This window comes from Streptomyces sp. P9-2B-2, assembly GCF_030406865.1.
In the GTDB taxonomy this organism is placed as follows: Bacteria; Actinomycetota; Actinomycetes; order Streptomycetales; family Streptomycetaceae; genus Streptomyces; species Streptomyces platensis.
The window spans coordinates 7,416,376-7,441,944 of sequence record NZ_CP129126.1 but is presented as its reverse complement, the minus strand read 5'-3'; the positions used below and the strand labels follow the sequence as shown (position 1 = coordinate 7,441,944).

At 69.4% G+C, this 25,569-nt stretch carries 24 protein-coding genes and 3 pseudogenes; 14 read left to right on the top strand and 13 right to left on the bottom strand.

The genetic code is table 11. The features are described 5' to 3' along the window. Window positions 1-86 precede the first annotated feature (86 nt). Together QT196_RS32715 and QT196_RS32710 are read left to right on the top strand one after the other, a co-directional pair. Complete coding sequence (locus QT196_RS32715) at window positions 87-1,046, top strand: hypothetical protein (RefSeq protein WP_168482315.1); 960 nt, start codon at window positions 87-89, stop codon at window positions 1,044-1,046. Window positions 1,047-1,083: 37 nt separating this feature from the next. Then, window positions 1,084-1,848, top strand: a complete 765-nt coding sequence (locus QT196_RS32710; protein WP_168482314.1) for a Sir2 family NAD-dependent protein deacetylase — start codon at window positions 1,084-1,086, stop codon at window positions 1,846-1,848. 51 nt (window positions 1,849-1,899) lie between these two features. On the opposite strand, the gene QT196_RS32705 is transcribed toward QT196_RS32710, so the two are convergent. The 3 genes from QT196_RS32705 to QT196_RS32695 form a co-directional block, all read right to left on the bottom strand. Continuing rightward, window positions 1,900-3,018: a protein-L-isoaspartate(D-aspartate) O-methyltransferase gene (locus tag QT196_RS32705; protein ID WP_290356226.1), complete on the bottom strand. Its 1,119-nt coding sequence runs from the start codon at window positions 3,016-3,018 to the stop codon at window positions 1,900-1,902. Window positions 3,019-3,355: 337 nt separating this feature from the next. Then, window positions 3,356-3,514 (bottom strand): hypothetical protein, encoded by a 159-nt coding sequence (locus QT196_RS32700; protein ID WP_168482312.1) that lies wholly within the window; start codon window positions 3,512-3,514, stop codon window positions 3,356-3,358. Window positions 3,515-3,677: 163 nt separating this feature from the next. Then, on the bottom strand, window positions 3,678-3,935 hold the full coding sequence (locus QT196_RS32695) for a hypothetical protein (protein WP_168482311.1): 258 nt from the start codon (window positions 3,933-3,935) through the stop codon (window positions 3,678-3,680). 459 nt (window positions 3,936-4,394) lie between these two features. On the opposite strand from QT196_RS32695, the gene QT196_RS32690 reads away from it, so the two are divergent. From QT196_RS32690 to QT196_RS32680, 3 genes and pseudogenes are all read left to right on the top strand, one after another. Next, window positions 4,395-5,630, top strand: a complete 1,236-nt coding sequence (locus tag QT196_RS32690) for a helix-turn-helix transcriptional regulator (RefSeq protein ID WP_290356225.1) — start codon at window positions 4,395-4,397, stop codon at window positions 5,628-5,630. A 196-nt stretch (window positions 5,631-5,826) separates the two neighbouring features. Next, window positions 5,827-6,177, top strand: coding sequence for a hypothetical protein (locus tag QT196_RS32685; RefSeq protein ID WP_168482309.1), 351 nt, complete (start codon window positions 5,827-5,829; stop codon window positions 6,175-6,177). A gap of 102 nt (window positions 6,178-6,279) precedes the next feature. Then, window positions 6,280-7,523: pseudogene (locus QT196_RS32680) on the top strand (IS701 family transposase). Window positions 7,524-7,637: 114 nt separating this feature from the next. Here QT196_RS32680 and QT196_RS32675 read toward each other — a convergent pair. Then, window positions 7,638-8,467, bottom strand: a pseudogene (locus QT196_RS32675) (IS5 family transposase). A gap of 101 nt (window positions 8,468-8,568) precedes the next feature. On the opposite strand from QT196_RS32675, the gene QT196_RS32670 reads away from it, so the two are divergent. Then, complete coding sequence (locus QT196_RS32670) at window positions 8,569-9,753, top strand: IS701 family transposase (RefSeq protein WP_266732154.1); 1,185 nt, start codon at window positions 8,569-8,571, stop codon at window positions 9,751-9,753. A gap of 305 nt (window positions 9,754-10,058) precedes the next feature. Here QT196_RS32670 and QT196_RS32665 read toward each other — a convergent pair whose 3' ends face one another. From QT196_RS32665 to QT196_RS32650, 4 genes are all read right to left on the bottom strand, one after another. Beyond that, complete coding sequence (locus tag QT196_RS32665) at window positions 10,059-11,234, bottom strand: protein-L-isoaspartate(D-aspartate) O-methyltransferase (protein WP_168482307.1); 1,176 nt, start codon at window positions 11,232-11,234, stop codon at window positions 10,059-10,061. Between the two features lie 224 nt (window positions 11,235-11,458). Beyond that, the gene (locus tag QT196_RS32660) at window positions 11,459-11,674 is read right to left on the bottom strand and encodes a hypothetical protein (protein ID WP_266732152.1); all 216 of its coding nucleotides are present in this window, start codon (window positions 11,672-11,674) and stop codon (window positions 11,459-11,461) included. Between the two features lie 163 nt (window positions 11,675-11,837). Continuing rightward, entirely contained in the window at window positions 11,838-12,095 is a 258-nt protein-coding gene (locus QT196_RS32655) for a hypothetical protein (protein WP_168482305.1), read from the bottom strand. Beyond that, window positions 12,092-12,271: a hypothetical protein gene (locus QT196_RS32650; RefSeq protein WP_168482304.1), complete on the bottom strand. Its 180-nt coding sequence runs from the start codon at window positions 12,269-12,271 to the stop codon at window positions 12,092-12,094. The genes QT196_RS32655 and QT196_RS32650 overlap by 4 nt, the downstream gene beginning before the upstream one ends. Window positions 12,272-12,612: 341 nt before the next feature. Between QT196_RS32650 and QT196_RS32645 the strand changes: the two genes are divergently transcribed. From QT196_RS32645 to QT196_RS32625, 5 genes are all read left to right on the top strand, one after another. Next, entirely contained in the window at window positions 12,613-13,290 is a 678-nt protein-coding gene (locus QT196_RS32645) for a DUF5753 domain-containing protein (RefSeq protein ID WP_323139132.1), read from the top strand. After that, the gene (locus tag QT196_RS32640; RefSeq protein ID WP_168482302.1) at window positions 13,287-13,496 is read left to right on the top strand and encodes a DUF397 domain-containing protein; all 210 of its coding nucleotides are present in this window, start codon (window positions 13,287-13,289) and stop codon (window positions 13,494-13,496) included. The genes QT196_RS32645 and QT196_RS32640 overlap by 4 nt, the downstream gene beginning before the upstream one ends. A 100-nt stretch (window positions 13,497-13,596) precedes the next feature. Beyond that, window positions 13,597-14,871: a transcriptional regulator gene (locus QT196_RS32635; protein WP_266732149.1), complete on the top strand. Its 1,275-nt coding sequence runs from the start codon at window positions 13,597-13,599 to the stop codon at window positions 14,869-14,871. A 388-nt stretch (window positions 14,872-15,259) separates the two neighbouring features. Next, entirely contained in the window at window positions 15,260-15,733 is a 474-nt protein-coding gene (locus QT196_RS32630; protein WP_266732147.1) for a cupin domain-containing protein, read from the top strand. A 676-nt stretch (window positions 15,734-16,409) separates the two neighbouring features. Further along, window positions 16,410-16,847: a GNAT family N-acetyltransferase gene (locus QT196_RS32625; RefSeq protein ID WP_168482300.1), complete on the top strand. Its 438-nt coding sequence runs from the start codon at window positions 16,410-16,412 to the stop codon at window positions 16,845-16,847. Between the two features lie 24 nt (window positions 16,848-16,871). Here the strand turns inward: QT196_RS32625 and QT196_RS32620 are convergent, their stop codons facing one another. After that, entirely contained in the window at window positions 16,872-17,873 is a 1,002-nt protein-coding gene (locus QT196_RS32620) for a TIGR03842 family LLM class F420-dependent oxidoreductase (RefSeq protein WP_190838270.1), read from the bottom strand. Window positions 17,874-17,884: 11 nt separating this feature from the next. After that, the gene (gene hydA, locus QT196_RS32615; RefSeq protein WP_266732142.1) at window positions 17,885-19,291 is read right to left on the bottom strand and encodes a dihydropyrimidinase; all 1,407 of its coding nucleotides are present in this window, start codon (window positions 19,289-19,291) and stop codon (window positions 17,885-17,887) included. 384 nt (window positions 19,292-19,675) lie between these two features. Between hydA and QT196_RS32610 the strand changes: the two genes are divergently transcribed. After that, complete coding sequence (locus tag QT196_RS32610; RefSeq protein ID WP_168482298.1) at window positions 19,676-20,560, top strand: ABC transporter substrate-binding protein; 885 nt, start codon at window positions 19,676-19,678, stop codon at window positions 20,558-20,560. 113 nt (window positions 20,561-20,673) lie between these two features. On the opposite strand, the gene QT196_RS32605 is transcribed toward QT196_RS32610, so the two are convergent. Together QT196_RS32605 and QT196_RS32600 are read right to left on the bottom strand one after the other, a co-directional pair. Then, window positions 20,674-21,987 (bottom strand): aspartate aminotransferase family protein, encoded by a 1,314-nt coding sequence (locus QT196_RS32605; protein ID WP_168482297.1) that lies wholly within the window; start codon window positions 21,985-21,987, stop codon window positions 20,674-20,676. Next, a complete protein-coding gene (locus QT196_RS32600) occupies window positions 21,984-22,826 on the bottom strand; it encodes a nitrilase-related carbon-nitrogen hydrolase (RefSeq protein WP_266732139.1) in 843 nt (280 codons plus the stop codon). The genes QT196_RS32605 and QT196_RS32600 overlap by 4 nt, the downstream gene beginning before the upstream one ends. Before the next feature lie 192 nt (window positions 22,827-23,018). Here QT196_RS32600 and QT196_RS32595 point away from each other — a divergent pair, with 192 nt between their 5' ends. Together QT196_RS32595 and QT196_RS32590 are read left to right on the top strand one after the other, a co-directional pair. Further along, entirely contained in the window at window positions 23,019-23,450 is a 432-nt protein-coding gene (locus tag QT196_RS32595) for a MarR family transcriptional regulator (RefSeq protein WP_168482295.1), read from the top strand. Between the two features lie 142 nt (window positions 23,451-23,592). Then, window positions 23,593-23,982, top strand: a pseudogene (locus QT196_RS32590) (isochorismatase family protein); the annotation flags it as partial. Between the two features lie 74 nt (window positions 23,983-24,056). On the opposite strand, the gene QT196_RS32585 reads toward QT196_RS32590, so the two are convergent. Then, complete coding sequence (locus tag QT196_RS32585; protein WP_248001692.1) at window positions 24,057-25,490, bottom strand: amidase; 1,434 nt, start codon at window positions 25,488-25,490, stop codon at window positions 24,057-24,059. Window positions 25,491-25,569: the final 79 nt, after the last annotated feature.

Genomic DNA, 25,569 nt, shown 5'->3' with positions numbered 1-25,569 from the left:
CGGGGCATGGCCGTAGGCTCGGGCCATCACGGGCCAGGCAGTCGCCAGGCACCCGTAGTCCCCCCCGGAGAAGCGAGGCGACACCCGTGAAGCGCACCACGCTCCCCCGCTCGGCAAGCGGCGTCCGCTGGGACGGGCTGGCGCTGGGCGTCGACGGACCGGGCCGCCCACCGCTGCGGGCCGAAGTCGCCGACGGGCGGCGGCTGGTGCTCTTCCAGGGCGACCAGGTCGTGCTGCTGGCCCGGCAGCGCGTCACCCATCGCGGGGTGCATTACGCGCGCACCGGCCGGTACACCTCGCCGGTACCTCCGTTGCGCGCCGAGGCGGCCCGTGCGTACCAGGAGAGCTGCCCGGACGAGGACGCCTGGCTCGCCCGGTGGGCGCATCACTTCGCCACCGCGCTACGGGAGAGCGCCAACGGGCCACTGCATGAAGGGGATTGGCAGCTCACCCGCGGCCTTCCCCCCAGGTGGGACATCACCCCGAACTGGGCACGGCTGCCGCAACACGACCCGGCCATCGGCCACATCACCTGGTTCGGCCACCGCGATCCTGAGGAGGACGCCCGTGACATGCTGCCGCTGCGTCCGCTGCCCGGCCCTGGCACCGCGCGGGTGAATGCCTACCGGCGCCAATACCGTGAGGGCGTACTGCCTCCCGTCCTCCTCTGGTGGATGAGCGGCCTCGACACCTTTCTGGTGCTGGATGGTCATGACCGTCTGGCGGCCGCGCTCGCCGAGGCCGGCCGTCCGCACGTCCTCGCCCTGGCCCGGGAACTCCCGGACCAGTGGGCCACCCGCTATGCCCAGCCCCTGATCAGCCACCACGAGGACCACATCACCGGCCTGGAACGGGCACACGCCGAGTGCCCCCCGCTCGCCGAAACCCTGACCCGGGCGGCCGACCGCCGACTGGGACAGCAGTTGCACGAGTTGGTCACCACCCCGGACCGGACCCGCGCCTGGCCCCTTCCCGGCGGCGCCCCCGCCTGGGACGCACTCGCCCGCCGGCACGCCCCCGGCTGGCACCCCGACACCGATAACTGACAAGACGGCCGGCCCACGGACTGCATACGCTCACCCCATGACCGGTATCGACCCCACCCCCGACCAGCCGCCCCACCGCCCCCTCGTCGCGATCCTCTCCGGAGCGGGTATCTCCACCGACTCCGGGATTCCCGATTACCGCGGGCCGAACGGGCTGTGGCGGCGGGACCCGGAGGCGGAGAAGCTGGTCACCTACGACGCGTACATGGGCGATCCGGAGATCCGGCGGCGGTCGTGGCGGATGCGGCAGGAGAGCCCGGCGTTCCGGGCCCGGCCGAATGCCGCGCACGAGGCGGTGGTCAGGCTGGAGCGCTCCGGGACCCCGGTGCGGGTGATCACACAGAACGTCGACGGGCTGCACCAGCGCGCCGGGATGCCCGACCGCAAGGTGCTCGAACTGCACGGCACGGTACGCGCGGTGACCTGCACCCGCTGTCATGCCCGGTCCTCGATGGAGGAGGCGCTGGCGCGGGTGGCCGCGGGCGAGCCGGATCCGGCATGCCTGGTGTGCGGCGGGATCCTGAAGTCGGCGACGGTGATGTTCGGTGAGCGGCTGGACCCCCAGGTGCTCGGTACGGCGCTGGGCGTGGCGAAGGCGGCGGAGGTCTTCCTCGCGGTCGGTACGACGCTTCAGGTACAGCCGGCGGCCTCGCTCGCGGGGGTGGCCGCAGAGCACGGCGCACGCCTGATCATCGTCAACGCCGAGCCGACCCCGTACGACGAGCTCGCCGCCGAGGTGATCCGCGAGCCGATCGGCAGTGCACTGCCCCGGCTGCTGGCGGGGCTGGCCGAGGGCGCATGAGCGAAGGCCCCGCCCGTGCGCCACGGGGGCAACACACGGACAGGGCCGGTCTCAAAGAGCCCAGGAGTCGCCCGGGTCGTCCAGCCACACCCGTTCACCCTCGGCGGTCACCGTCAGGCCGAACCGGGTGTGTTCAGGCTTTCCGTGGTGGACCCACCATCGGAACGCGTTTTCCACCTGTTCCCAGAGCCGGCGTGGACCTTGTTGCCAGACGCGGGCCGTCCTCCCGTCGCGGAACATCACACACGCCCATGAGTCGTCGCTCAGGCTGTAGAACCAGACCGGCCGCGCGCCATCGCACTTGTTCGCCACGATGAACGAACACTGGGGAACACGGAGGCCCATGGCGAACCGCTCCGGCCCGAATTGCTCCCCGACGAACTCCGCTTCGGTGATCGTCGCGGCGGACTCGATACCGTCCGCCACGCTCCCCTTGACGTACTCGGAATGAGGGCGGGGGACGAACCGCTGGGACCGGAGCTTCATGAACTCCGCGGGGCCGGTGAACCTACCGGACGCGCTCTCTCCGTCCGGCGCGACCACCAGGCGGGCCACCGCGTCGGCATGGCTGTAGTTCGTCCCCCACGGCGCCACGATGACCCCGCCGGGCCGGCATTGCTCCACCCACACGAACGGGATGGACCGGAGGCCACACGTAGCGATCACCCGGTCATACGGCGCCCCTTCCAGGTAGCCCTGGAACCCGTCGCCGTGGACGACCTGGAGGGGCATTCCCAGCCGCTCCACCGTCGCCATGGCGGCCGTGGCCACCGCCCGGTCCACCTCCACCGTGGTCACGCACCCCGGCCCCGCACGGTGGGCCATGAGCAACGCATTCCAGGCGGTGGCGGTGCCGATCTCCAGAGCCTTGTGGCCGGGCTGGAGGTCCAGGTCTTGGAGCATCCGGAAGACGACCGAAGGCATGGACGCGGAGCTGGTCGGAACGTGGCCCGGTTCGGTGCCGGAGTGCTTCCCGTCGTCCCACTGGGTGACGATCGGTACGTCGGAGTCCGCGAACTCCTGCCACTTGACGGGATCTTCCGCCTTGGACACGGCCACGCTCCGGCCGGCCTCCATGTCGAACGGCCACATGAGGTCCGGCAACACGGTGGAACGGGGAACGGCCGCGTACGAGGGCGCCCAGTCGGAGGAAAGGGCCCCTGAAGACATGAGGACGCGTCCCCAGCCCGTCAAGGCTGGGACGCCCCTTGTGTGCGTCGGTGGTCACCATTCAGGCAGCCTTGGGCGGGTTGGGGGCACCTGGGCCGCCGTCAGGGGACGGGGGCTGATGCGGGCCGGGGTACGGCTTCCCCGGGAGCTTGTCGCCACCGTCGTTCGAAAGGATCAAGTCCACTGTTCCTCCAGTTGCTCGCGGTGATTGTTTACCCGTCCGGCTGTCGCTGTCCTTGGGCCAGACATCCGGGGCCTGGCCCGCCCCCCTGTCGGGATCACTCAACAACGCGGGGGACGCCGGAATGGGCATCCGGCAAGCGGGCGGAGTCTGGGGCTAGCCGGCATCCGGCTTGCCGTGGATGCGCTCCCGCATCCGGTCCAACAGGTCGGCCTTTTCGGTGCGTTGCTTGCCCGCGTTCCGGTCGTCCTTCGCCACGGGGCTGGTCGGCTTCATATCGCCCCGCGGTTTGCGGGCGCCAAGCGGCCTACTCACTTCGCGCCACCTCCCTTCGGGGCACGCGCACCGGTCTCCACCGGTACTTCGTCGTGTTGCGGATGGCGTCGGAGCAGGACCCGACAGTCCACGGCCCGGGTCTGGTCACCAGCCTTTTCGGCCGCCTCCAACTCCCGTTCCAGATCGATGCACTTCGTGCAGGTCACGGCATGCCCCGCTGCCGTGCGCGCTGGAGCTTCGCCAGGGCCTGGAGCTGTCGCCCTTCGCATTCCGTGCCCGGTCGCAGACGGCCGTACGCAACGTCCCAGGAAAGGCCCGTGGGCCGTTCCAGGTCGACCTTCAGGCCCTTCACGTCCCGCACCACGGCCACCATGTCGGCGTCCCGGTCAAAGACGACAGTCCCCACCGTGACCTCTTCGGGTGATCTGAAGGACGCGGGTTGCGTCTCAGTCGTCGTCATTCCCGTACCTCTCTTCCGTGTGGATGACCCGCGATTACGGCGTTACAGCTCCGGACGGTCAACGGGAGCCCGTCCCGGCGCGCCGACTCCCTCTCCCGGTCGCAGGGCACACGTCGCACCCAGGAACGGCGACGGGTTCCAGCTCCGGACCGGCAGACATCACCACGATCGGGGCGCGATCAGCGGCAGCCATCACGCACGCTCCACAACCCGGCCAGAGTGCGCTCCATCAGGGCACGACTCGGCTTCACGTACGGGTTATGCGGCGGCGCCGACGCGTCCAGGTGCCACCGTCGTCTCTCCCACCGGAGGGCCGTGGTGTCCAACGGCGTCAAGGCTCCGCCTTCCGCTGCTTCCGCGTCTCTGCCCGGGTCACCTGCCATGACGGCCAGCATTCCGGCCCCCGTGTGCTTCCGGAGCGGCCTGCGTGTATGCCTCTGTGTAGGCCAGACTGGGGTCATGACTGGGGAGACCATCCCGGCGATGATCAGACGCCTCCGCAAAGCGCGCGGCTGGTCACAGGATCGCCTGGCGGAGAAGCTGAACGAAGTTGTCCGCGATCTCCCCACGCTGGGGCTGAATGCCTCCCTGGGTCGCCAGGACGTGTACCGGTGGGAGGCAGGGAAGCGGACACCGCGCGAATGGCTGCCGGTCCTGGCTACCGTCTTAGGGGTGTCCAGGGAGGAACTAGAGGCAGCAACGGCTGTAGAGGAAGCGACCGCCCCACCCGAACCGCGCACGGTGGACGACTTCCTCCCGCCGGGTGATCCGTTCGCCCCGCTGGTCAACGGTCTTGGCTGGCGGATCGGGCAATCCACGGTGGTGGACCTGGCCAACCGGGTCCACGGTCTTCGACTGGCGGACGATGTGGTGTACGGACGTGACCTGATCGGGCGCGCACGCCGTGACCTGAGATCCGCGGTGGACCTGTACCGAACGACCAGGCACACAGAAGCCGTTGGGCGGGATCTACTCCGAGGGATTGCGGAGCTGGCCCAGATTGTGGGTTGGGTGGCCAGTGACGCCGGAGAGTACGCGGAGGCGGAGAAGGTCTACCGCCTGGGGCTCTCTGCCGCGCAGAAAGCCGGAGATGGCACCCTGGCGGGTCAGCTTCTGGGCACGCTCGCTTACCAGGTCGCCAACCAGGGTGATCCCCGTAAGGCCGTGGATATGGCCGTGGCCGCCGTTGACGCCGCCGGGCCGGACGCTCCGCCCCGCGCACGCGCGCTGTTCCTGGACCGCGTGGCGTGGGCACACACCAGGGCCGACCGCCCTCAAGAGGCGATCCGGGCACTCGGCCAGGCCCACGAAGCGCTCGCGGATGAGCGCGGCGCAGATGAACCAGACTGGACTTACTGGGTGTCCGTGGAGGAGCTGGAGGTCATGGATGCCAGGGTCTACACGGAGCTGCACAGGCCGCTCCGCGCCGTTCCGCTCCTGTCCCAGGTCTTGGACCGCTACGACGCCACGCACGCACGAGAGTTGGCGCTCTACCTCTCGTGGTTGGCGGTGGCCTATGCGGACGCCAACGAGCCGGAGGAAGCGGCAGCCACCGCTGAACCCATGCTGGCTCTGTCCACTGGTGGAGCCTCTGAGCGAACGGCCGACCGAGCGCGGGTGGTTCTTGAGAGCTTGAAGCCCTTCCGAAAGGTGCCGGAGGTGGCGGCGCTCCTCGGGGAGTACCCCGTCGCCTGAGACCCGGACATGATTGTGCCCCCTCCTGGATGCCCAGGAAGGGGCCGTGACGCGTCGGGCCCAGGGCCCGGGTGGTCAGAATCTGAGGAGCTTCGCCAGGGCCCAGGGCCCCCCTTTCGGCCCTCCGCCCGGCACTCCCCGGCGGCGTACCGGATGCCGCACTCCGCGCCGGCCAGATCGAGCCTAGGGTGGTCCGATGCCGCTTGTGGAAGTTACCTATGCGCCAGGTGTCGCTGAATCGAAGCTCCAGGAACTGGGGTCGGCGCTGCCGCACCTGGTGTCCAAGGCCGTGGAGTGTCCCGAGGAACCGTACGACGGGGCCTTGCAGCCGGGCGATGTGGAGATTCGCTTCCGGAGGCTGGGTCCGCTGGACCGGAGCGGTTTGGAGGTGGTGATCGAGGTGAGGTCCAAGTGGTTCGAGAGCAGGGCCGCCAACCGCCAAGAACGCGTGGACAGGCTTCACCAGGACGTCAGGACTGCGACCGGACTCCGCGACTTCGGCGTTTACTTGGCACTCCCGTCAGCTGCGTGGTCACAGGGAGACTGAAGCAGCTCAACCCAGCTCACCACAAGATCAATTATCCGACACGTCCCCTAGTACTCCAGTCAGAAATCGTTGCCTGAGCTGGTCGGTTTCGTTGTTCCGGGCATGGTGGGGTTGGACGAAGTTGACTTGTGGGCTGGGGAGTTGGAGTCGGTGCTCGCCCGTGTGGCAGGCCGATTCTCTCGGGTGGATCTGCGGTGGCGGATGCGGGACTACGTGCGCGGTCTGCTGGCTGCGGTGGAGCGGAAGAACGGCTGGCAGCTCGCCGAGTATGCAGGTCACCGCGGACCGGCCGGCTTCCAGCATCTGTTGAACGGTGCGTCCTGGGACGCTGACGCAGTCCGCGACGACCTCAGCCAGTACGTGGCCGAGCGGCTCGGCACCCCGGATGGGGTGCTGATCGTGGACGACACCGGTTTCCTGAAGAAGGGCACCGTCTCTGCCGGCGTGCAGCGGCAGTACTCGGGCACGGCCGGCCGCACCGAGAACTGCCAGATCGGAGTCTTCGCCGCCTACGCCTCGCCCAAAGGCAGGGCGCTGGTGGACCGGGAGCTGTATCTGCCCAAGTCCTGGACCGCGGACGCGGACCGCTGCCGGGCGGCCAAAATTCCTGACAGCCGTGGGTTTGCGACCAAGGGGAATTGGCCCGCGCGATGATCCTGCGGGCTCTTGCTTCACCTCTCCCGATCGCCTGGGTGACGGGCGACTGCGCCTACGGACAGGAATGGCGCATGCGCCGCACCCTGGAAGAGGCCGGCGTCGGCTACGTCCTGGCGGTGCCGAAGTCCCAGCAGCTGCATGCTCCCTTCGGACGGATCGACCAGGCCATCGCCGATGCCCCCGACCAGGCATGGGAACGACGTTCCTGCGGAGACGGCGCCAAAGGCCCGCGCCTTTACGACTGGGCAGCCGACCGCCTGCCGGTGATCGATGTCTTCGATGGCGACCGGCCCACCCATCAGCGGTGGGTGCTGGCCCGCCGCAGCCTGGGCCGACCGGACGAGATCGCCTACTACCTTGCCTACGCGCCCAACGGCACCAGTGTCGCCGACCTGGTCCGGGTCGCCGGATCGCGCTGGGCGATCGAGGAAGCATTCCAGGCCGCGAAGAACGAATGCGGCCTCGACCAGTACGAGGTCCGCCGCTATCCGGGCTGGTACCGGCACATCACCCTGGCCATGCTCGCCCACGCATTCCTGGCCGCCGTCGCAGCCCAGACCACCGAAAGGGGGGCCGCAGAAACGACCCCACCAGCACCATCCGCTTCACCGTGGCAGAAGTCCGCAGACTCCTGGACGCTCTGCTGCCCCGACCCATACCCCGCCACGGACCAGTCGTCCATGCCCTGAACTGGTCCCTCTGGCGCAGACGGCACCAAGCCGTCGCCCGCCACTGTCACTACCGAAGAAGAACCAGCTCAGGCAACGATTTCTGACTGGAGTACTAGGAGTTGTCTTCAAATGTCACGCCCACATCAGGAGCGATGCGAGGGTGACGGCTGCCTGGTAGGACTCGGTGGTCTTGTCGTAACGAGTGGCGATGCCGCGCCATTGCTTCAAGCGGTTGAAGCAGCGTTCGACCACGTTGCGCCGCTTGTAGAACTGTTTGTCGAAGGCCGGCGGGCGCCCGCCACGGCTGCCGCGCCGGAGCCGGTTACGGATCTGGTCGGCCCGTTCGGGAATGGTGTGGCCGATGCCCCGCCGCCTGAGCCAGGTCCGGATGGCCCGGGAGCTGTAGCCCTTGTCGCCCAACACGTGGGCGGGCCGGACCCGTGGCCGTCCCGGACCGAGCCGGGGCACCCGAATCGCCTCCATCACGGCCGTGAACTGGGTGCAGTCGTTGGTGTTCCCGCTGGTGACGGTGAAGGCGAGCGGCCGGCCGACGGCGTCGCAGGCCAGGTGAATCTTGCTGGTCAGGCCACCTCGGGAGCGTCCGAGTGCCGGACTGCGGAGCCCCCTTTTCGGGCCCCGGCGGCGTGCTGGTGGGCGCGGACGACGGTGGAGTCGACCGACACGAGCCAGTCGATGTCCCCCGCCGCATCCGCTCTCGCCTGCGCGGCCTGGAGCATCCGCTCGAACGTGCCGTCCAGAGCCCACCGGCGGAAGCGGGTGTGGAGCGTGGCCCACGGGCCGTACCGCTCGGGCACATCCCGCCAGGCCACCCCGGTGCGAAACTTCCACACGATCCCGTTGAGCACCGTGCGGTCGTCCAACCGCTTCCTGCCACGCAACGACTCGGGCAGCAGCGGCCGGACGAACTCCCACTCCGCATCCGACAGTTCATGGCGACGTATCACCCGCCCATGATCCATCACTCAAGATCATTTGAAGACACCCCCTAGTACTGCAACGGTGTTTGCCGTGACGGTTGGACAGGCCGGTCGTTGGGCTGGTCATGGGTGGGGACCTTGCTGATGCCATGGTGTGGGCCGGTGAACTGGACGCTGTGCACGAGCGGTTCGTGCACAGGTTTTCCAGGTCGGAGCCGCGGGAGTCGGCGCTTGCGTATATGCGGGGACTGATCGCTCCGCTGGAGCGGAAGAACGGCTGGACTCTGGCCGAACAGGCCGGTCATGCCGCTCCGGACCGTATCCATCGGCTGCTGAACCGGATCGAGTGGGAAGCTGATGAGGTCCTTGAGGATGTGCGTGACTACGTTGTCGAGCACCTCGGCGACCCCGAGGCTGTGCTCATCGTGGACGACACGGGCTTCCTGAAGAAGGGGACCCGTTCGGCGGGGGTGCAGCGGCAGTATTCCGGGACCGCGGGACGGACGGAGAACTGCCAGGTCGGTGTCTTCCTCGCCTGTGCAGCCGGTGGCGGCCGGACCCTGATCGACCGCCGGTTGTATCTGCCCACCTCCTGGACGGACGACCGCGAACGCTGTCGCAGGGCCGGTATCGACGACGAGGTCGGCTTCGAGACCAAGGTCGTTATGGCGAAGAAGATGGTCCGCCGGGCGATCGCCGACAAGATCCCGTTCCGGTGGGTGACGGCGGATGCCGCCTACGGCTTCAGCAAAGGCTGGCGCCATGAGCTGGAGCAGGCCGACGTCTTCCACGTCATGGCCACCACCCGCCACGACACCGTCGTCACCCGCTGGGCCCTGGACCATCCCGTCCACGACCTGTTCACCGGCCTTGCGCGGCAGAAGTGGAAACGCCGCTCTTGCGGACGCGGCGCCCATGGACCGCGGGTGTTCGACTGGGCGCGTGTCGAAGTCCGTCCCTGGCACCGCGAGGACCGTCGGCACTGGGTCCTCGCCCGTCGCAGCGTCAGCCGGCCGGAGGAGCTCTCTTACTACATCGCCTACTGCCCAGCCGGTGCCACCCTGGACGAGTTGATCCATATCGCCGGCAGCCGGTGGGCCGTCGAAGAATGCTTCCAGACCGCGAAGCAGGAGTGTGGCCTGGACGACTACCAAGTCCGCCGCTACCCGGGCTGGCACCGCCACATCACCCTGGCCATGGCCGCCCACGCCTGCCTGACCGTCCTGCGGGCCCGTGCACTCGATGCCGGGAAAGCAGAAACGGATCCTCCCAGCTCATCCACCTCAGCCTCGCCGAGATCAGACGCCTGATCACCCGCCTCACCCACCGCCAACCCCCACCCGTCGACCACATCCTGCACTGGTCACACTGGCGCCGCAGACGCCAACACCAAGCCCGCACCAGCCACTACACACGACGCGGCCACAGCCCATAGAACTGCCCACCCATCAGCACAAACACCGTTGCAGTACTAGCGGGTGTCTTTCGGATCACCGTCCAGCGGCCCCGACCCTGATCCGCCGGACAGGCCCTGGTCCTGAGCAGCGTGGCCCAGCCGGACATGACAAGGGCCCCGCCCATGCGCCACGGGGGCAGCGCACGAACGGGGCCGGTCTCAAAGGGCCCAGGAGTCGGCCGGGTCGTCCAGCCACACCCTTTCGCCCTCGGCGGTCACGGTCAGTCCGAACCGGGTCCGGTCCGGCTTTCCTCGGTGGACCCACCATCGGAACGCCTTCTCCACCTCGTCCCAGAGCCGGCGGGGACCTTGTTGCCACACACGGGCCGTCTTCCCGTCGCGGAACTGCACGCACGCCCAAGAGCTGTCACTCAGGCTGTAGAACCAGGCCGGCCGTGCGCCGTCGCTCTTCCCCGCCACGACGTACGAGCACTGGGGGACACGGAGCCCTATGGCGAACCGCTCCGGGCCGAACTGGTCCCCGACGAACTCTGCTTCGGTGATCGTCGTGGATGACTCGTCGCCGTCCGCCACGCTCCCCTCTACGTACTCAGAATGCGCCCGGTGGACAAACCGCTGGGACCGGAGCTTCATGAACTCCACGGGGCCGGTGAACTTCCCGGACGCGCTCTCTCCATCCGGCGCCACCACCAGGCGGGCCACTGCGTCAGCGTGGGTGTAGTGCGTCCCCCACGGGGCCACGATGACCCCGCCGGGCCGGCACTGCTCCACCCACGCGAACGGGATGGAGCGGAGGCCGCACGTGGCGATGACCCGGTCATACGGCGCCCCTTCCAGGTGGCCCTGAAACCCGTCGCCGTGGACGACATGGAGGGGGATTCCCAGTCTCTCCACCGTCGCCATGGCGGCCGTGGCCACCGCCCGGTCCACCTCCATCGTGGTCACGCATCCCGGCCCCGCACGATGAGCCATGAGCAACGCATTCCAGGTGGTGGCGGTGCCAACCTCCAGCACCTTGTGGCCGGGCCGAAGGTCCAGGTCCTGGAGCATCCGGAACACCACGGAGGGCATGGACGCGGAGCTGGTGGGGACGTGGCCCGGTTCGGTGCCGGTGTGCTTCCCGTCGTCCCACTGGGTGACGATCGGTACGTCGGAGTCCGCGTACTCCTGCCACTTGGCGGGATCGTCCGCCTTGGAAATGGCCACGCTCCGGCCGGCCGCCATGTCGAACGGCCACATGAGGTCCGGCAACACGGTGGATCGGGGAACGGCCGCGTACGAGGGGGCCCAGTCGGAGGAAAGGGCCCCGGAAGACATGAGGGCACGCCCCAGCCCGTCCAGGCCGGGGCGCTCCTTGTGTGCGTCGGTGGTCACTGGTCAGGCAACCTTGGGCGGGTTCGGCTGACCCGGGCCACCGTCTGGGGACGGAGGCTGATGCGGGCCGGGGTACGACTCCCCCGGCAACTTGTCGCCACCGTCGTTCGAAAGGATCAAGAACTTCACAGTTCCTCCTGTGCTCTCTCGGTGATTGTCCACCCGTCCGGCTGTCGCTGTCCGTAGGCCAGTCGTCCGGGGCCTTGCCCACCCCCCTGCCGGGGTCACTCGACAACTCGGAGGAGCCGGAATGGGCATCCGACAGGGGGCGGAGTCCGGGGCTGGTCGGCATCCGGCTTGCCGTGGATGCGCTCCCGCATCCGGTCCAACAGGTCGGCCTTTTCGGCGCGTTGTTTGCCTGCGTTCCAGTCACCCTTGGCCACGGCGCTGGTCTGCTTCATGTCACCCCGCGGCTTGCGGGCGCTCAGCGGCCTACTCATTTCGCGCCACCTCCCTTCCGGGCACGCGCCCCGGCCTCCACGGGTACATCCTCGTGTTGCGGGTGGCGTCGGAGCAGGACCCGACAATCCACGGCCCGGCTCTGGTCACCGGCCTTGTCGGCCGCCTCCAACTCCCGTTCCAGATCGGCGCACTTCGTGCAGCTCACGGCATACCCCGCATCCGTGCCCGCTGGAGCTTCGCCAGGGCCTGGAGCTGCAGTCCTTCGCGCTCCGTGCCCGGTCGCAGACGGCCATAGGCCGCTTCCCAGGTGAGGCCCGTGGGCCGCTCCAGTCCGACCATCAGGCCCTTCACATCCCGCACCACGGCCACCATCTCGGCGTCCCGGTCGAAGACGACGGACCCCATCGTGATCTGTTGGGGCGACGTGTAAAACGCGAGTGGTGCCTCCGCTCCGATCACTCCCGTGCCTCCCTTCCGTGGGGGTGGCCCGCGATGACGCCGTTAAGGCTCCGGACCTCCAGCGAACGGCCCGCCCGCCGGGCCACCTCCCGCTCCCGGCCGCAGAGTTCGCACACATCGCACCTCTGCACCGGGACGGGCTCCAGCTTCGGGCCGATCAACATTCGCTCAGTCACCGGAACCCCTCACTCTGTGCGTCTGGTTGGTGACAAGAGTGGAGTAGAAATCGGTACTGTGAGGAGAGATTCAGCGCCCAACCTGGGCGTTGGGCATGCCGGCATGTGCGTATGCCGTTGACCGGCGCAAATGACGCGACGACCGCACGTGACCAGGTCAATGGGCAGGGGGAGCTATGGACCGTACCGGGGGCGCACCGGGGGGCGCAGAGGACTCAGACGACCCACGCAAGCAATTCGGTGAGGAGTGCCGGAGTCACCGGGAGCTTTACCCGCAAGGGCCCCTGAGCCAGACTCAACTGGCGAGGTTGACCCGCACATCCAAAAGCACCATCAGCCGTGTGGAGACGTTTGTGGGGCCGGTGCCGGCCGATCTCCCGCCCCTCTTGGATCAGGTCTTTTCGACGGACGGCCTGTTCAAGCGGCTGTACGAAGAGATCATGGCCCAGTCCTTCCCGGAGCACTCCCGAAAGCGAATGAAGCTGGAGCCCCGGGCGATAGCGATTGCTGAGTGGTCGCCGACCGTCGTGCCCGGACTCCTCCAGACGGCGGGCTATGCATACGCACTCTTCCGGGAGGGTGACCCACGGGCCAGTGAGGAGGAACTGGCGAAGAAGGTTCAAAAGCGCATGGCCCGCCAGGACGTACTCAGTGGAAGCTCACCGCCGGACTTCTCCGTCATCATCTGTGAGTCCGTGCTTCGGCGGAACGTCGGGGGCCCGGAGGTCATGCGGGAACAGCTTGCCGCGCTGCTCCACCACGGTGCCCAACCCACCACCGTTTTGCAGGTGCTTCCGCTCTCCGCGGGGACTCACGGGCTGATGGACGGATCCATGTCGATTCTGACCACCGCCGATGGGCAACCCGTGATCTACACGGAAGGCATCAGGTCGGGCGCGATCATTGATGAGCCGTCAACCGTGCGCCACCTCTCCCGGTCTTACGATGTACTCACCGCTGCAGCCCTGGCGCGTGACGTGTCCACCTGCATGATCCAAAAGCTTATGGAGGCATCGTGACTCCCCTGACTCACCCCTGGGTCAAGTCCAGCTACAGCAGCCAAGATGGCGGCAACTGCGTGGAGTGGTCCCCGGCGCATGTCGGCGTCCACGGCACCGTTCCCGTCCGGGACAGCAAGGACCCCAACGGACCGGCCCTGACGTTCGAGCCGTCTGCGTGGTCAGCGTTCGTCACCGGCGTACAGGCAGGGGACTTCCGCGCGTAGGCGCGTACGCCGAAACGCAGACGCCCCCTCCCGGATACCCAGACGCTGTTGGCAAATCCGGGGCCTGCGTGACGACGGCCTGTACGACCCCGATTGGGTAGTGCAGGCCGTCGTCGTGTTCCTGAACCGGCTGGAGTTCGTGGTCGAGACTTTGCGGGCCGCAGTGAAAGAGGGCGCCGAGACGGCCGGGGACTGGCTGGCGGCACTGGCGGCACCGGAGTGGCTCGACTGTTATTCGGCCCGGCCGGAGGACAGCCGTTCCCCCTCCCGGTGGGCCGCCCGGGTCGCGCACGGCGACCAGTGGAAGCAGAAACCGCGCGAATGGCTGCCGGTACTGGCTACCGTCTTAGGGGTGTCCAGGGAGGAACTAGAGGCAGCAACGGCTGTAGAGGAAGCGACCGCCCCACCCGCACCGCGCACGGTGGACGACTTCCTCCCGCCCGGTGATCCGTTCGCCCAGCTCGTCGACGGTCCCGGCCGGCGGGTCGGGCAATCCACGGTGGTGGACCTGACCAACCGGGTCCACGGCCTCCGGCTGGCGGACGACGTGGTGTATGGACGTGACCTGATCGGGCGCGCACGCCGGGACTTGAGATCCGCGGTGCACCTCTACCGAACGACCACGCACACAGAAGCCGTTGGGCGGGGTCTACTCCGGGCGATTGCGGAACTGGCCCAGATTGTGGGTTGGGTGGCCAGTGACGCCGGGGAGTACGCGGAGGCGGAGAAGGTCTACCGCCTGGGGCTCTCTGCCGCCCAGAAAGCCGGAGATGGCACCTTGGCGGGTCAGCTTCTGGGCACGCTCGCTTACCAGGTAGCCAATCAGGGTGATCCGCGTGAGGCGGTGGATATGGCGGTGGCCGCCGTTGACGCCGCCGGCCCGGACGCTCCGCCCCGCGCACGCGCGCTGTTCCTGGACCGCGTGGCTTGGGCACACACCAGGGCCGACCGCCCTCAAGAGGCGATCCAGGCACTGGGCAAGGCCCACGAAGCGCTCACGGATGAGCACGGCGCGGACGAACCAGACTGGACTTACTGGGTGTCCGTGGAGGAGCTGGAGGTCATGGACGCCAGGGTCTACACGGAGCTGCACAGGCCGCTCCGCGCCGTGCCGCTCCTGTCCCAGGTCTTGGACCGCTACGACACCACGCACGCACGAGAGTTGGCGCTCTACCTCTCATGGTTGGCGGTGGCCTATGCGGACGCCAACGAGCCGGAGGAAGCGGCAGCAACCACTGAACGCATGCTGGCTCTGTCTACCGGCGGGGCCTCTGAGCGAACGGCCGACCGGGCGCGGGTGGTTCTTAAGAGCTTGAAGCCCTTCCGAAAGGTGCCGGAGGTAGCGGCGCTCCTCGGGGAGTACCCCGCCGCTTGAGACGCGGACATGGCTGTGGCCCCCTCGCTTGCGCTGGAAGGTGGAGATGGCCTTCTCCGCGTTCTCCCCCTTCTCCGACCAACGGGCAATGGCGTACACGGGGCTGTCCAGGAAGGCTCCGACGCCGCGATCACATCGGCCACATCAAAATCATCTCGCCTGTGACCGGTTAGGGGACAACCCTTAGTTGATCTCCATCGCCTGCCCTCTTCGAGGTGTCCGACCTGTCGTTGGCTGCCCGGTGTACGGCTGGCGATTGCCCGGGCGGGACGCCTTGGTTCCGGAGGTGCGCGTTGCCATTACAGCAACAATAGTTGCAGTCCCGGGCACGGTGGTCGCAGCCTGATGCTCGGCCACAGGCCGTCGACAACAATGAGGAGGCCGCACGATGACCACCCACGCAGGCGTCGGATCCGCACTGAGCGCAGACGGCAACGGGACGCTGGGCAACCGCGTCCACCACGTTCGAGCTGGCGAGTTGGACGGCCATGCCGCCATCAGTGGCGGCACAGTCGGCTCGAAGAAGCTCTGGATGGGCCTGGTAGAGAATGCGCCGTTGAGTGCAACGGACAACCACCATCACGGCGAGTCCGAGGCGGGGATCTACGTGGTCAGCGGTCACCCCGTGTTCGTCTTCCACGACGGCATACAGGAGGTACGGATCTCCGCCGACCCTGGTGACTTCCTGCTCGTCCCCCCGTTCGTCCCGCATCGCGAGGAGAATCCCGACCCGAACGAGCCCGTGGTCGTCGTGATCGCACGGACCACGCAGGAGCCGATCAAGGTCTCCGTGCCCGAGCTGTACCAAGTCAAGGAGACAGGCACACGGCAGGAAGAAGACGTGGCCCGATTGATCGGGTGAAGCACCCTCGCCCCGTTCCCAACACTCCAGCCGAACTCCCACCGTGTGGGATGGTCGGTGCTGGCTCCACCGTCACTCACGGAGGAGCCAGACGCGGCGACCCCGGAAGTGCGACTCGTGCGACCGGGGTCACGCGAACTCCCCGCCGGAGACCGTACCGCCCCGGGCAGGCTGCCGCGCCCCATCCCGCCTGGAGATCATTTACAGGACAGCCCTTAGGCCCGCGGAGAATTCGCCAACATGGCGGGACGCCCCGTCATGGAGGGTTCCTCGTCTGCGGTGCGGGCTGGTACGGGCTGGGCGGGAAGCGTCAGCGGGTGAAGGTGCAGCCGACGGCGCCGGGTTCCGGCGGTAAGCCGGAGGGAGCCCCCGAGGGCCGGTGTGAACGCGCCGTGGCACCTTCCGCGGAAGCCAGGGAAACCTGCCGCCCGGTGGGCAGCCGGGAGCACGAACGCCGACTGATCTCCCGGCTGCCCACCGAGGACCATCCAAGGCCGGGGTTGCCCTCCGGATCCCGCGACGCCGCCGTGGCTCGTCGGCGCACCCACCCCCGAGCCTGGCGTACCCACCCCCGCGCCGGACCGGCCATGGTCCCTTCAGGGCGCGCCGACATGCCTGGACAGTGTCCGGCGGATCATCGGATGGGCTGTTAGCTCGCGTGCGAGGATGGGCAACCATGATCGATATTGATTCGTTGCGCGAGGAGGATCGCGCCGCCTGGGAAATGCTGGCGCGCGGTTACAAGGCGTTCTACCGCACCGTGGTACCGGACGACGGGTATGAGGAGACTTGGCAGCGGTTACGTCGTGGCACGGAATTCCACGGCGTCGGCGCCTGGTCAGACGGGAAACTGGTCGGCATCGCGCACTATCTGTTCCACGCAACGTTCTGGATGGAAGACAGCTGCTATCTCCAGGACCTCTTCGTCGACGAAGCGGCGCGCGGCCAGGGCGTGGCGCGGATGCTGATCGAGAAGGTGGCCAGTGTGTCTCGGGAGCGGGGGGCTTCGCGCCTGTACTGGACCACTCAGGAGAGCAACACCGCAGCCCGCGCTCTGTACGACAAGGTGGCGAGCTTCAAGGGATTCGTACGCTACGACTACCCCCTGGCTTAAGGCCCGGGTGCACACCAGGCCCGTTCAGTCGGCGAACGCGGGAAGGATCTCTGCTCCGTAGGCGTCGATGGTGGATTCCTTGGCGTCGTGCATGGCGTAGAGCGCGAACTGGTCCACGCCCAGGGCCTGGAGCTGCCGCAGCTTGTCGAGATGTGCGGCGGCCGGGCCGAGCAGGCAGAAACGGTCGATGACCGCGTCCGACACAAAGCCCGCGTCGGGGTTGCCCGACCGGCCGTGGTGGGCGTAGTCGTAGCTCTCCCGGGACGCGATGTACGCGGTCAGCTCGTCCGGCACCATGCCGGAGTGCTCGCCGTAGCGTGCGACGAGGTCGGCGACGTGGTTGCCGACCATGCCGCCGAACCAGCGGCACTGCTCGCGGGCGTGGTCCAGGTCGTCGCCCACGTAGGCCGGTGCGGCGACACAGATCGTGACGTCGGCCGGGTCGCGGCCGGCGTCCACCGCGGCCTTCCGCACCGCCTTGATCATCCACTCGGTGAGGAAGGGGTCGGCCAACTGGAGGATGAAGCCGTCGGCCAGCTCACCGGCCATGGCAAGGGCCTTGGGCCCGTAGGCGGCCATCCACACCGGGAGCTTGCCGTCCTTGATCCAGGGGATCTTGATCCGGTGGTCGCCGACGTACGCCTCCCGGCCCTCGGCGAGATCGCGGATGACGCCGATCGACTCGCCCAGCCGGGCCAGGGTGTTGGGCGGGCGCCCGGCCACCCGCATCGCGGAGTCGCCGCGCCCGATGCCGCAGACGGTGCGGTTGCCGTACATCTCGTTGAGGGTGGCGAAGGTGGAGGCGGTGACCTCGGGGGTGCGGGTGGAGGGGTTGGTGACCATCGGGCCGACGATCATCCGCTCGGTGTGTTCCAGCACCCGGCTGTAGATGACGAACGGTTCCTGCCACAGAACGGCCGAGTCGAAGGTCCAGCCGTAGCGGAAGCCGTTGCGCTCGGCGCGGCGCATCAGGGACACAACGGCGGAGGCGGGCGGGTCGGCCTGTAGGACAACTCCGAAGTCCACAGCGGCGCTCCTTAAATGAGGTACTGGCAGGTGCCACGCGGGATGTACTGGCCGTGTCCCGCACGTCCGGTGAACTCCCGCCGGTCGAGGACGAGTTCGCCCCGCGAGAGCACGGTTTCGACCTGCCCGGTGAGGCGTTTGCCCTCGTACGGTGAGTAGTCGACGTTCATGTGGTGGGTCTCGGCGGAGACGGTCTGCTCGACGGTGGGGTCGTAGATGACGAGGTCGGCGTCGGAGCCGGGGGCGAGGGTGCCCTTCTTCGGGTAGAGGCCGAACATCCGGGCCGGGGTGGCGCAGGCGATCTCGATCCAGCGGCGGCGGCTGATCCGGCCCTCCACGACGCCTTGGTGGAGGAGGTCCATCCGGTTCTCCACGCCGGGCATCCCGTTGGGGATCTTGGAGAAGTCGCCGCGGCCCAGCTCCTTCTGCCCCTGGAAGCAGAACGGGCAGTGGTCGGTCGAGACCACCTGGAGGTCGTTGGTGCGCAGCCCGCGCCACAGGGCCGCCTGGTGCTCCCGCGGCCGCAGCGGCGTGGAGCACACGTATTTGGCGCCCTCGAAGTCCGGCTCGGCGAGGTTGTCGGTGGACAGGAACAGATACTGCGGGCAGGTCTCACCGAAGACGTTCAGCCCCTTGTCGCGGGCCTGGGCGATCTCGGCGAGGGCTTCCTCGGCGGAGACGTGCACGACGTAGAGCGGGGCGCCGGCCACCCGCGCCAGCTGGATGGTGCGGTGGGTGGCCTCGGCCTCCAGGAGGACCCGGCGGACCTCGCCGTGGTAGCGCGGATCGGTGCGGCCCTCGGCCAGCGCCTGTTCGACGAGGACGTCGATGGCGATGCCGTTCTCGGCGTGCATCATGATCAGCCCGCCGTTGCCGGCGGACTGCTGCATGGCGCGCAGGATCTGCCCGTCGTCGCTGTAGAAGACGCCGGGATAGGCGGTGAAGAGCTTGAACGACGTCACACCTTCCGCGACGAGGAGGTCCATCTCCTTGAGGGTGTGCTCGTTGACGTCCGAGAGGATCATGTGGAACGCGTAGTCGATGGCGCACTGGGCGTCGGACTTGGCGTGCCAGGCGTCCAGGCCGGCGCGGAGCGACTTGCCGCGGGACTGGACCGCGAAGTCGATGAGGGTGGTGGTGCCGCCCCAGGCCGCGGCGCGGGTGCCGGTCTCGAAGTTGTCGGAGGAGAAGGTCCCGCCGAAGGGGAAGTCCAGATGGGTGTGCGCATCGACGCCCCCTGGGATGACGTATTTCCCGGTGGCGTCGAGGACGCGGTCCGCCATCCCGGTCCAGCCGTCCGCGGTGTGGCTGCCGTGTGCCGCGAGGGCGGCGACCCGGCCGTCCTCCACCAGGACATCGGCGTGGACCTCATCGGCGGCGGTGATCACCAGTCCGCCCTGCACGACCGTACGGCTCACAATCCTGCTCCCTTCCACACCAGCGACATCGGCGGCACGGGAAGGCGGAGCTCGACGCGCACCATCCCCCTGGCAGGTCTGCTCCGCTGACGCCACGCCACAACCGGTCTACACCCGTAGATCACGGTCGAGAAGGAGACCGTAGAAGCATGTCACCCACGGTGGCAATACCGTGACCGCTAATCAGCGGAGACGTTCGTGTTGCGCCGACGATCAGCTGGACGGTTCAACGCGGGGCACGGGCGAGGGGCGCGTAGTACCCGCGGGAGGGGTGCGGGAGTGACGCGTTGGGCAGGTATGCGCCGAACCGGCGAGCGAACCCGGCGGGCGAACCCGGCGGGCGGCCCGGCATTCTGACGGACGAAGCGGAAAGGCGGCGGGTTCATGGACCAGAGCACACCGTGGGAGTTCTCCGACGACCGGGGGCGCCTGGCGGTGGCCGGCGACCGGCCGCTCAGGATCGTGGCGTACATACAGGCGGGGGCGACGCTGTGGGACCACGGCATACGCCCCGTGGGGCTCTTCGGGTCCCAGCACGACGGCGCCGCCCCCGACCCCGCCAAGGCCGGTGAGCTGCCGCTCGCGGAGATCGGCTATCTCGGTTCGGGCGGCACGCTGCACCCGGACACCCTGCTGGAGGCGGCACCGGACCTCGTGGTGGCCGTGACCTATGACGGCGAGCAGGTCTACGGGCTGGAGCAGAAGACCGCCCTGGAGCTGGAGGCGCATGTCCCGGTCGCCACCGTCGCGGTGGGCCCCGGCCGCAGCCTGGCGGGGGTGCGCGAGCGGTTCGCGGCGCTCGCCGGTTCGCTCGGCTGCGGCGAACCCCTCGGCCAGGCACGGGAGTTGGACGCCGCGGAGGACGCCCTGCGGCAGGCGACCGGCGGCGCCGTACGGCCGCGGGTGCTGGCACTGTCGCCCGCGGGACCGGAGCGGGTGCATCTGGCCCGGCCCAGCTCCTGGCCGGATCTGCGGGCGCTGACCGAGCACGGGGTGGGGCTGCTGGAGCCGGCCGCGGGCGCCGGGGTGAACTGGTCCACCGTCGGCTGGGCGGACGCCGCGGCGATGGCGCCGGACATCGTGCTGATGGACGTACGGGCCAATGCCGCCCGGCCCGAACAGCTCCGGTCCGACGCCCACTGGCGCGCGATCGAGGCCCGGTCCCGGCTGCTGCCGTGGAATCCGGAGGCCCCGTGCAGCCGGCGCGCCCACACCCGCTTCTTCACCCTGGTGGCCGACACGGTGCGGGAGACCGCCGGGACCGCCTGAGGCGTTCATACGTTACGGCCCGGGACCGCGTCATCCGGCCCGGCGCTCCCGCGCGGACGCCGACCGGGGGCCGGGGCCTCGCGCCTGACGAAACCCCGGCCACGGCCGTGCCGCTACGCCGGAGCCAGCTGCCCCTGTGCCTCCCGCAGTGCGTCCGCCAGCAGATCCGCGCCTTCTTCGGCCTCCGCGATGGTCAGCGTCATCGGGGGTGCGATGCGCAGTGAGGCGCCGCCCTGGCCGCCCTTGCCGATCAGCAGGCCGCGTTCGCGGGCGGCTTCCAGGACCAGGGAGGCGGCCTCCGGCGAGCGCTCGTCGGTGCCGGGGCGGACCAGTTCGAGGCCGATCATCAGGCCGCGGCCGCGCACTTCCCGGACGAGATCGAGACCGGCCGCGACCGCCCGTAGCCGCTCGATGAGCAGGCCGCCGACCCGCCGGGCGTTGCCCTGGAGGTCGTGTTCCAGGAGGTAGCCGAGGTTGGCCAGGCCAGCGGCCATGGTGACCGGGCTGCCGCCGAAGGTGGAGATGGAGTTCGCGGAGAGCGAGTCCATCACCTCGGCGCGGGCCACCACCCCGCCGATGGACATCCCGTTGCCGATGCCCTTGGCGAAGGTCAGCATGTCGGGCGGGCCGTTGTCGGCGTGTGCCTGCCAGCCCCAGAAGTGGTCGCCGGTACGGCCCCAGCCGGTCTGCACCTCGTCGCTGATCCAGAGGATGCCGTGCCGGGCGAGCACCTCGCGGAACGCGGCGTACAGGCCGTCCGGCGGCATGGTGAATCCGCCGACGCCCTGGACCGGTTCGGCGATCAGCGCGGCGACGCCGCCCGCGGTCTGCTGGAGCATGTCCTCCAGGTCGGCGACGCAGGCCGCAATGTACGCATCGTCGCTCAGCCCGGCGTACGGGCCGCGGCTGCGCACCCCGCCGTGGACGTACAGCGTCTGGAGGGGCGAGAGGCTGGTGGGTGACCAGCTCTGGTTGCCGGTGATGCCGACGGTGGAGAAGGACCGGCCGTGGTAGCTGTTGCGCATCGCCAGGATCTGGTTGGAGCGGCGGTACGTGGTGGCCAGGAGGAGCGCGGCGTCGTTGGCTTCCGTACCGGAGGTGGTGAAGAAGACCCGGGCGTCGGGGATGCCGGAGAGCGCCGCGATCCGCTCCGCCAGCTCGACCATGGGGCGCGAGAGGTAGAGCGTCGAGGTGTGGATGATCCGGCCGGCCTGTTCGGCGACGGCCTTGGTGACCTCGGGCAGCGCGTGCGCCGTCATGGTGGTGAGGATGCCGCCGAAGAAGTCGAGATAGCGGTTGCCCTCGGCGTCCCAGACGTGGCGGCCCTCGCCATGGGTGAGTTCGAGGGGCCGCTCGTAGTAGAGGCTCAGCCAGGAGGGGAGGACGGATTGATGGCGGGCGTACAGGCTCCCGGGGTCGTGGGTCATGGCTGCACCAGCCCGTCGTAGGCGTCGGGCCGTCGGTCGCGGTAGAAGGCCCACTGCTGCCGGACCTCGTCGATCATGTCGAAGTCGAGGTCGCGGATGACCAGTTCCTCCTTGGAGTCACTGGCGACCTCGCCGACGAACTGGCCCCGGGGGTCGACGAAGTAGCTGGTGCCGTAGAAGTCGTTGTCGCCGTACTCCTCGACGCCGACCCGGTTGATCGCCGCGATGAAGTACTCGTTGGCGACCGCCGCCGCGGGCTGCTCCAGCTGCCAGAGGTAGGCGGACAGACCGCGGGAGGTGGCGGAGGGGTTGTAGACCAGCTGGGCGCCGTTGAGGCCCAACTGCCGCCAGCCTTCGGGGAAGTGGCGGTCGTAGCAGATATAGACGCCCACCTTGCCGACTGCGGTGTCGAAGACCGGCCAGCCGGCGTTCCCCGGCTTGAAGTAGTACTTCTCCCAGAAGCCCTTGACCTGCGGGATGTGGTGCTTGCGGTAGCTGCCCAGGACCGTGCCGTCGGCGTCGATGACGGCCGCGGTGTTGTAGTAGAAGCCGGCCTGCTCGACCTCGAAGACGGGGACGACGATGACCATGCCGGTCTCGCGGGCCAGGTCCTGCATCCGCCGGACGGTCGGCCCGTCGGGCACCGGCTCGGCCCAGCGGTAGTGCTCGGGATCCTGGACCTGGCAGAAGTACGGGGCGTTGAAGACTTCCTGGAAGCCGATCACCTTCGCGCCCTGCGCGGCGGCCGCTCTGGCGTACTCCTCATGCTTCGCGATCATCGATTCGGTGTCGCCGGTCCAGGTCGCCTGAACCAGTGCGGCACGCACAACATCGGCCATGAGCTGCTCCTTTGTCGATGCGTCAGCCTGCGCCCGCGCATGATCTACGCCGCGATCTACGCGTGTGGAGGCGACCGTAAGCCCCGTCACGGACCGTGGCAAGACCATCTCCACCGTGGCGCGTCCGGCGACGCAGCGCAGAATCGACAGGGAAACTTGTAAGTTTCCCTGTCGATCTCGTACGCTGGACAGATGCCGGAAAAGAACGTGGAACGCCTGGCGACGGACCTCGGCGCGGCCGTCGCGCAGCTCATGCGGCATCTGCGCGCCGCCTCCCCCCAGGGCGAGCTCACCCCGACCCAGCGGGCGGTGCTCTCCCGGATCCACACCGGCGGTCCGGCCACCATCGCGGCGCTGGCCCGCGCCGAGCTGGTGCGTCCGCAGTCCATGCGGCTGACCGTCGGGGCGCTGGAGGAGCGCGGCATCCTCGACCGCAGTCCGCATCCGACGGACGGTCGGCAGGTGGTCTTCTCCCTCACCGAAGAGGGCCGCCGGGTGATCGGCGCCGTGCGCCAGGCCAAGCACAACTGGCTGGCGGAGGCCCTCGCCGACCGGCTGACCGCGGAGGAACGGCAGACCCTGGAGACGGCGGCCGGGCTGATACGGCGGCTGATGCCGGAATGAGCGAGACCGTCACCGGCGCGGGTGCCGCGGCCGCCACGACGGGCGCGCCGGGCGGTTCCGGTGCGTCCACCGAGGGCTCCGGCCACGCCTTCGGCGCCCGGCTGATGACGCCGCTGCTGCTCGGCTCGCTGCTCAATCCCCTCAACTCACCGGTGGCGCCCCGGGCCGTACGGAGCACACGCGGCCGGCCGGCGAGCCGCCCGCCGACTGGGCGGAGCTGGTGCCCGAGCTCGATCGGCAGCCCGGCGATGTCACCGTCTCCAAGCAGAGCTGGGGCGCCTTCCACGGCACGGACCTGGACCGGGAGCTGCGAGAGCGCGGGGTGACCCAGATCGTCCTCGGCGGCATCGCCACCAGCATCGGGGTGGAGTCCACCGCCCGTGCCGCGTACGAGCACGGCTACCACGTCACCCTCGCCACCGACGCGATGACCGACCTGGACGCCGACGCGCACCGCAACAGCGTGCAGCGGGTCTTCCCGCGGCTGGGCGAGACCGGTACGGCCGACGCGATCCGCACGCTCCTCGGCTGAGGTTCAGTGCCGGGCCCGGTCCCCGCACCCGGCCCCGCCGTCCGCCCCCGGCCCGGCGCCGTCCGCCCCGCGGCTCAGGGGCGGACGCCGCCGTGCGGCGCCGGATGGCCGGCCGGCCGCCGCTCGTGCCAGCGCAGATCGTCCTGGAGCTGGGCGGCCAGTGAGATCAGCTGCGGCTCGCCGTGGGCCGGGCCGAGCAGCTGGGCGCCGAGCGGCAGGCCGTCGGTGCTGAACCCGGCGGGCACGCTCACGCCCGGCCAGCCGAGGACGTTCCACGGCCAGGCGTACGGGCAGGCGGCGATCATGGCCTGATCCGTACGCCAGCCGCTGAGCTTGGCGAGGGTGCCGATGCGGGGCGGCGGGGTGGCCGTGGTCGGCGTCAGCAGGACGTCGTAGGGGCCGAACAGTGCGCCGATCCGGCGCTGTTGGCGCCGCTCGGCGGCGCGCGCCCGGCGCAGTACGGGTCCGCCGAGCAGCCGGCCCATCCGCGCCGCCTCCCGCGTACGGCGGTCCAGCAGCGAACGGTCGGGGACCCGGTCCGCCCACTCCCCCACCCCGGCCGTGGCACGCGGGACGAAAGCCAGCCCGACCAGCCCGTAGTCCGGCTCCGCCTCCTCGACGAAGTGCCCGAGGCGGGCCAGCGTGCGGGCCACACCGGTCACCGCGGCCCGGACGTCGGGGTGCAGCGGTTTGGGCGTGAAGGTGAAGGCGGCCTTCCAGGAGAGTGCGATCCGCAGCCGTCCCGGGTCGCGGCCGGCGGCCTCGCGGGCGGCGATGGCGGGCGGCCGGTGCAGATCGCCGTCGTGGTTGCCGCTGGCCACGTCCAGCAGCAGGGCCGCGTCCTCGACCGTACGGGCCAGCGGGCCGATGCCGGTGATCCCCTGGAAGGACTCGGGGTCCGGCCAGGTGGAGATGCGGCCGCGCTGGGGTTTGATGCCGACGAGGTGGGACCAGGCGGCGGGGATCCGGACCGAGCCGGCGCCGTCGGTGCCGAGGGCGGCGGGGACCAGCCCGGCCGCGACCGCGGCGGCCGAACCGCCGGACGAGCCGCCCGGGGTGTGGGCGAGGTTCCACGGGTTGCAGGTGTTGCCGAAGGCCGGGCCCTCGGTGAACGGCCACTGGCCCAGTTCGCAGGCGTTGGTCTTGCCGACGATGATCGCGCCGGCCGCCCGCAGCCGCCGGACGACCTCGGCGTCGCGCTCCTTGGGCGGGAATTCCCCGGCACAGCCGAACGCGGTCGGCTCGCCCGCCACATCGGTGTCGTCCTTGACCGCGACCGGCACCCCGAGCAGCGGCAGCCGTTCCCCGGCCGCCAGCCTGCGGTCGGCCTCCGCGGCCTCCGCGAGCGCCGCCTCGGCCCGTACCCGCCGGAAGGCGTTGACGCTGCCCTGGGTGGCCTCGATGCGCTCCAGCGACCGCCGTACCAGCGCGGTCGAGGTCACCCGGCCCTCGGCGAGTGCCCGCGCCTGCTCGGCGAGGCCTTCCAACTCGCCCGCCGTGGCACCGATGTGCCGGACCGGGACCTGCCCGGTCTCGCTGTCCTGGCTCTCGTCAACGCTCACGCTGCGTGCCCTCCCTGGGACCGCT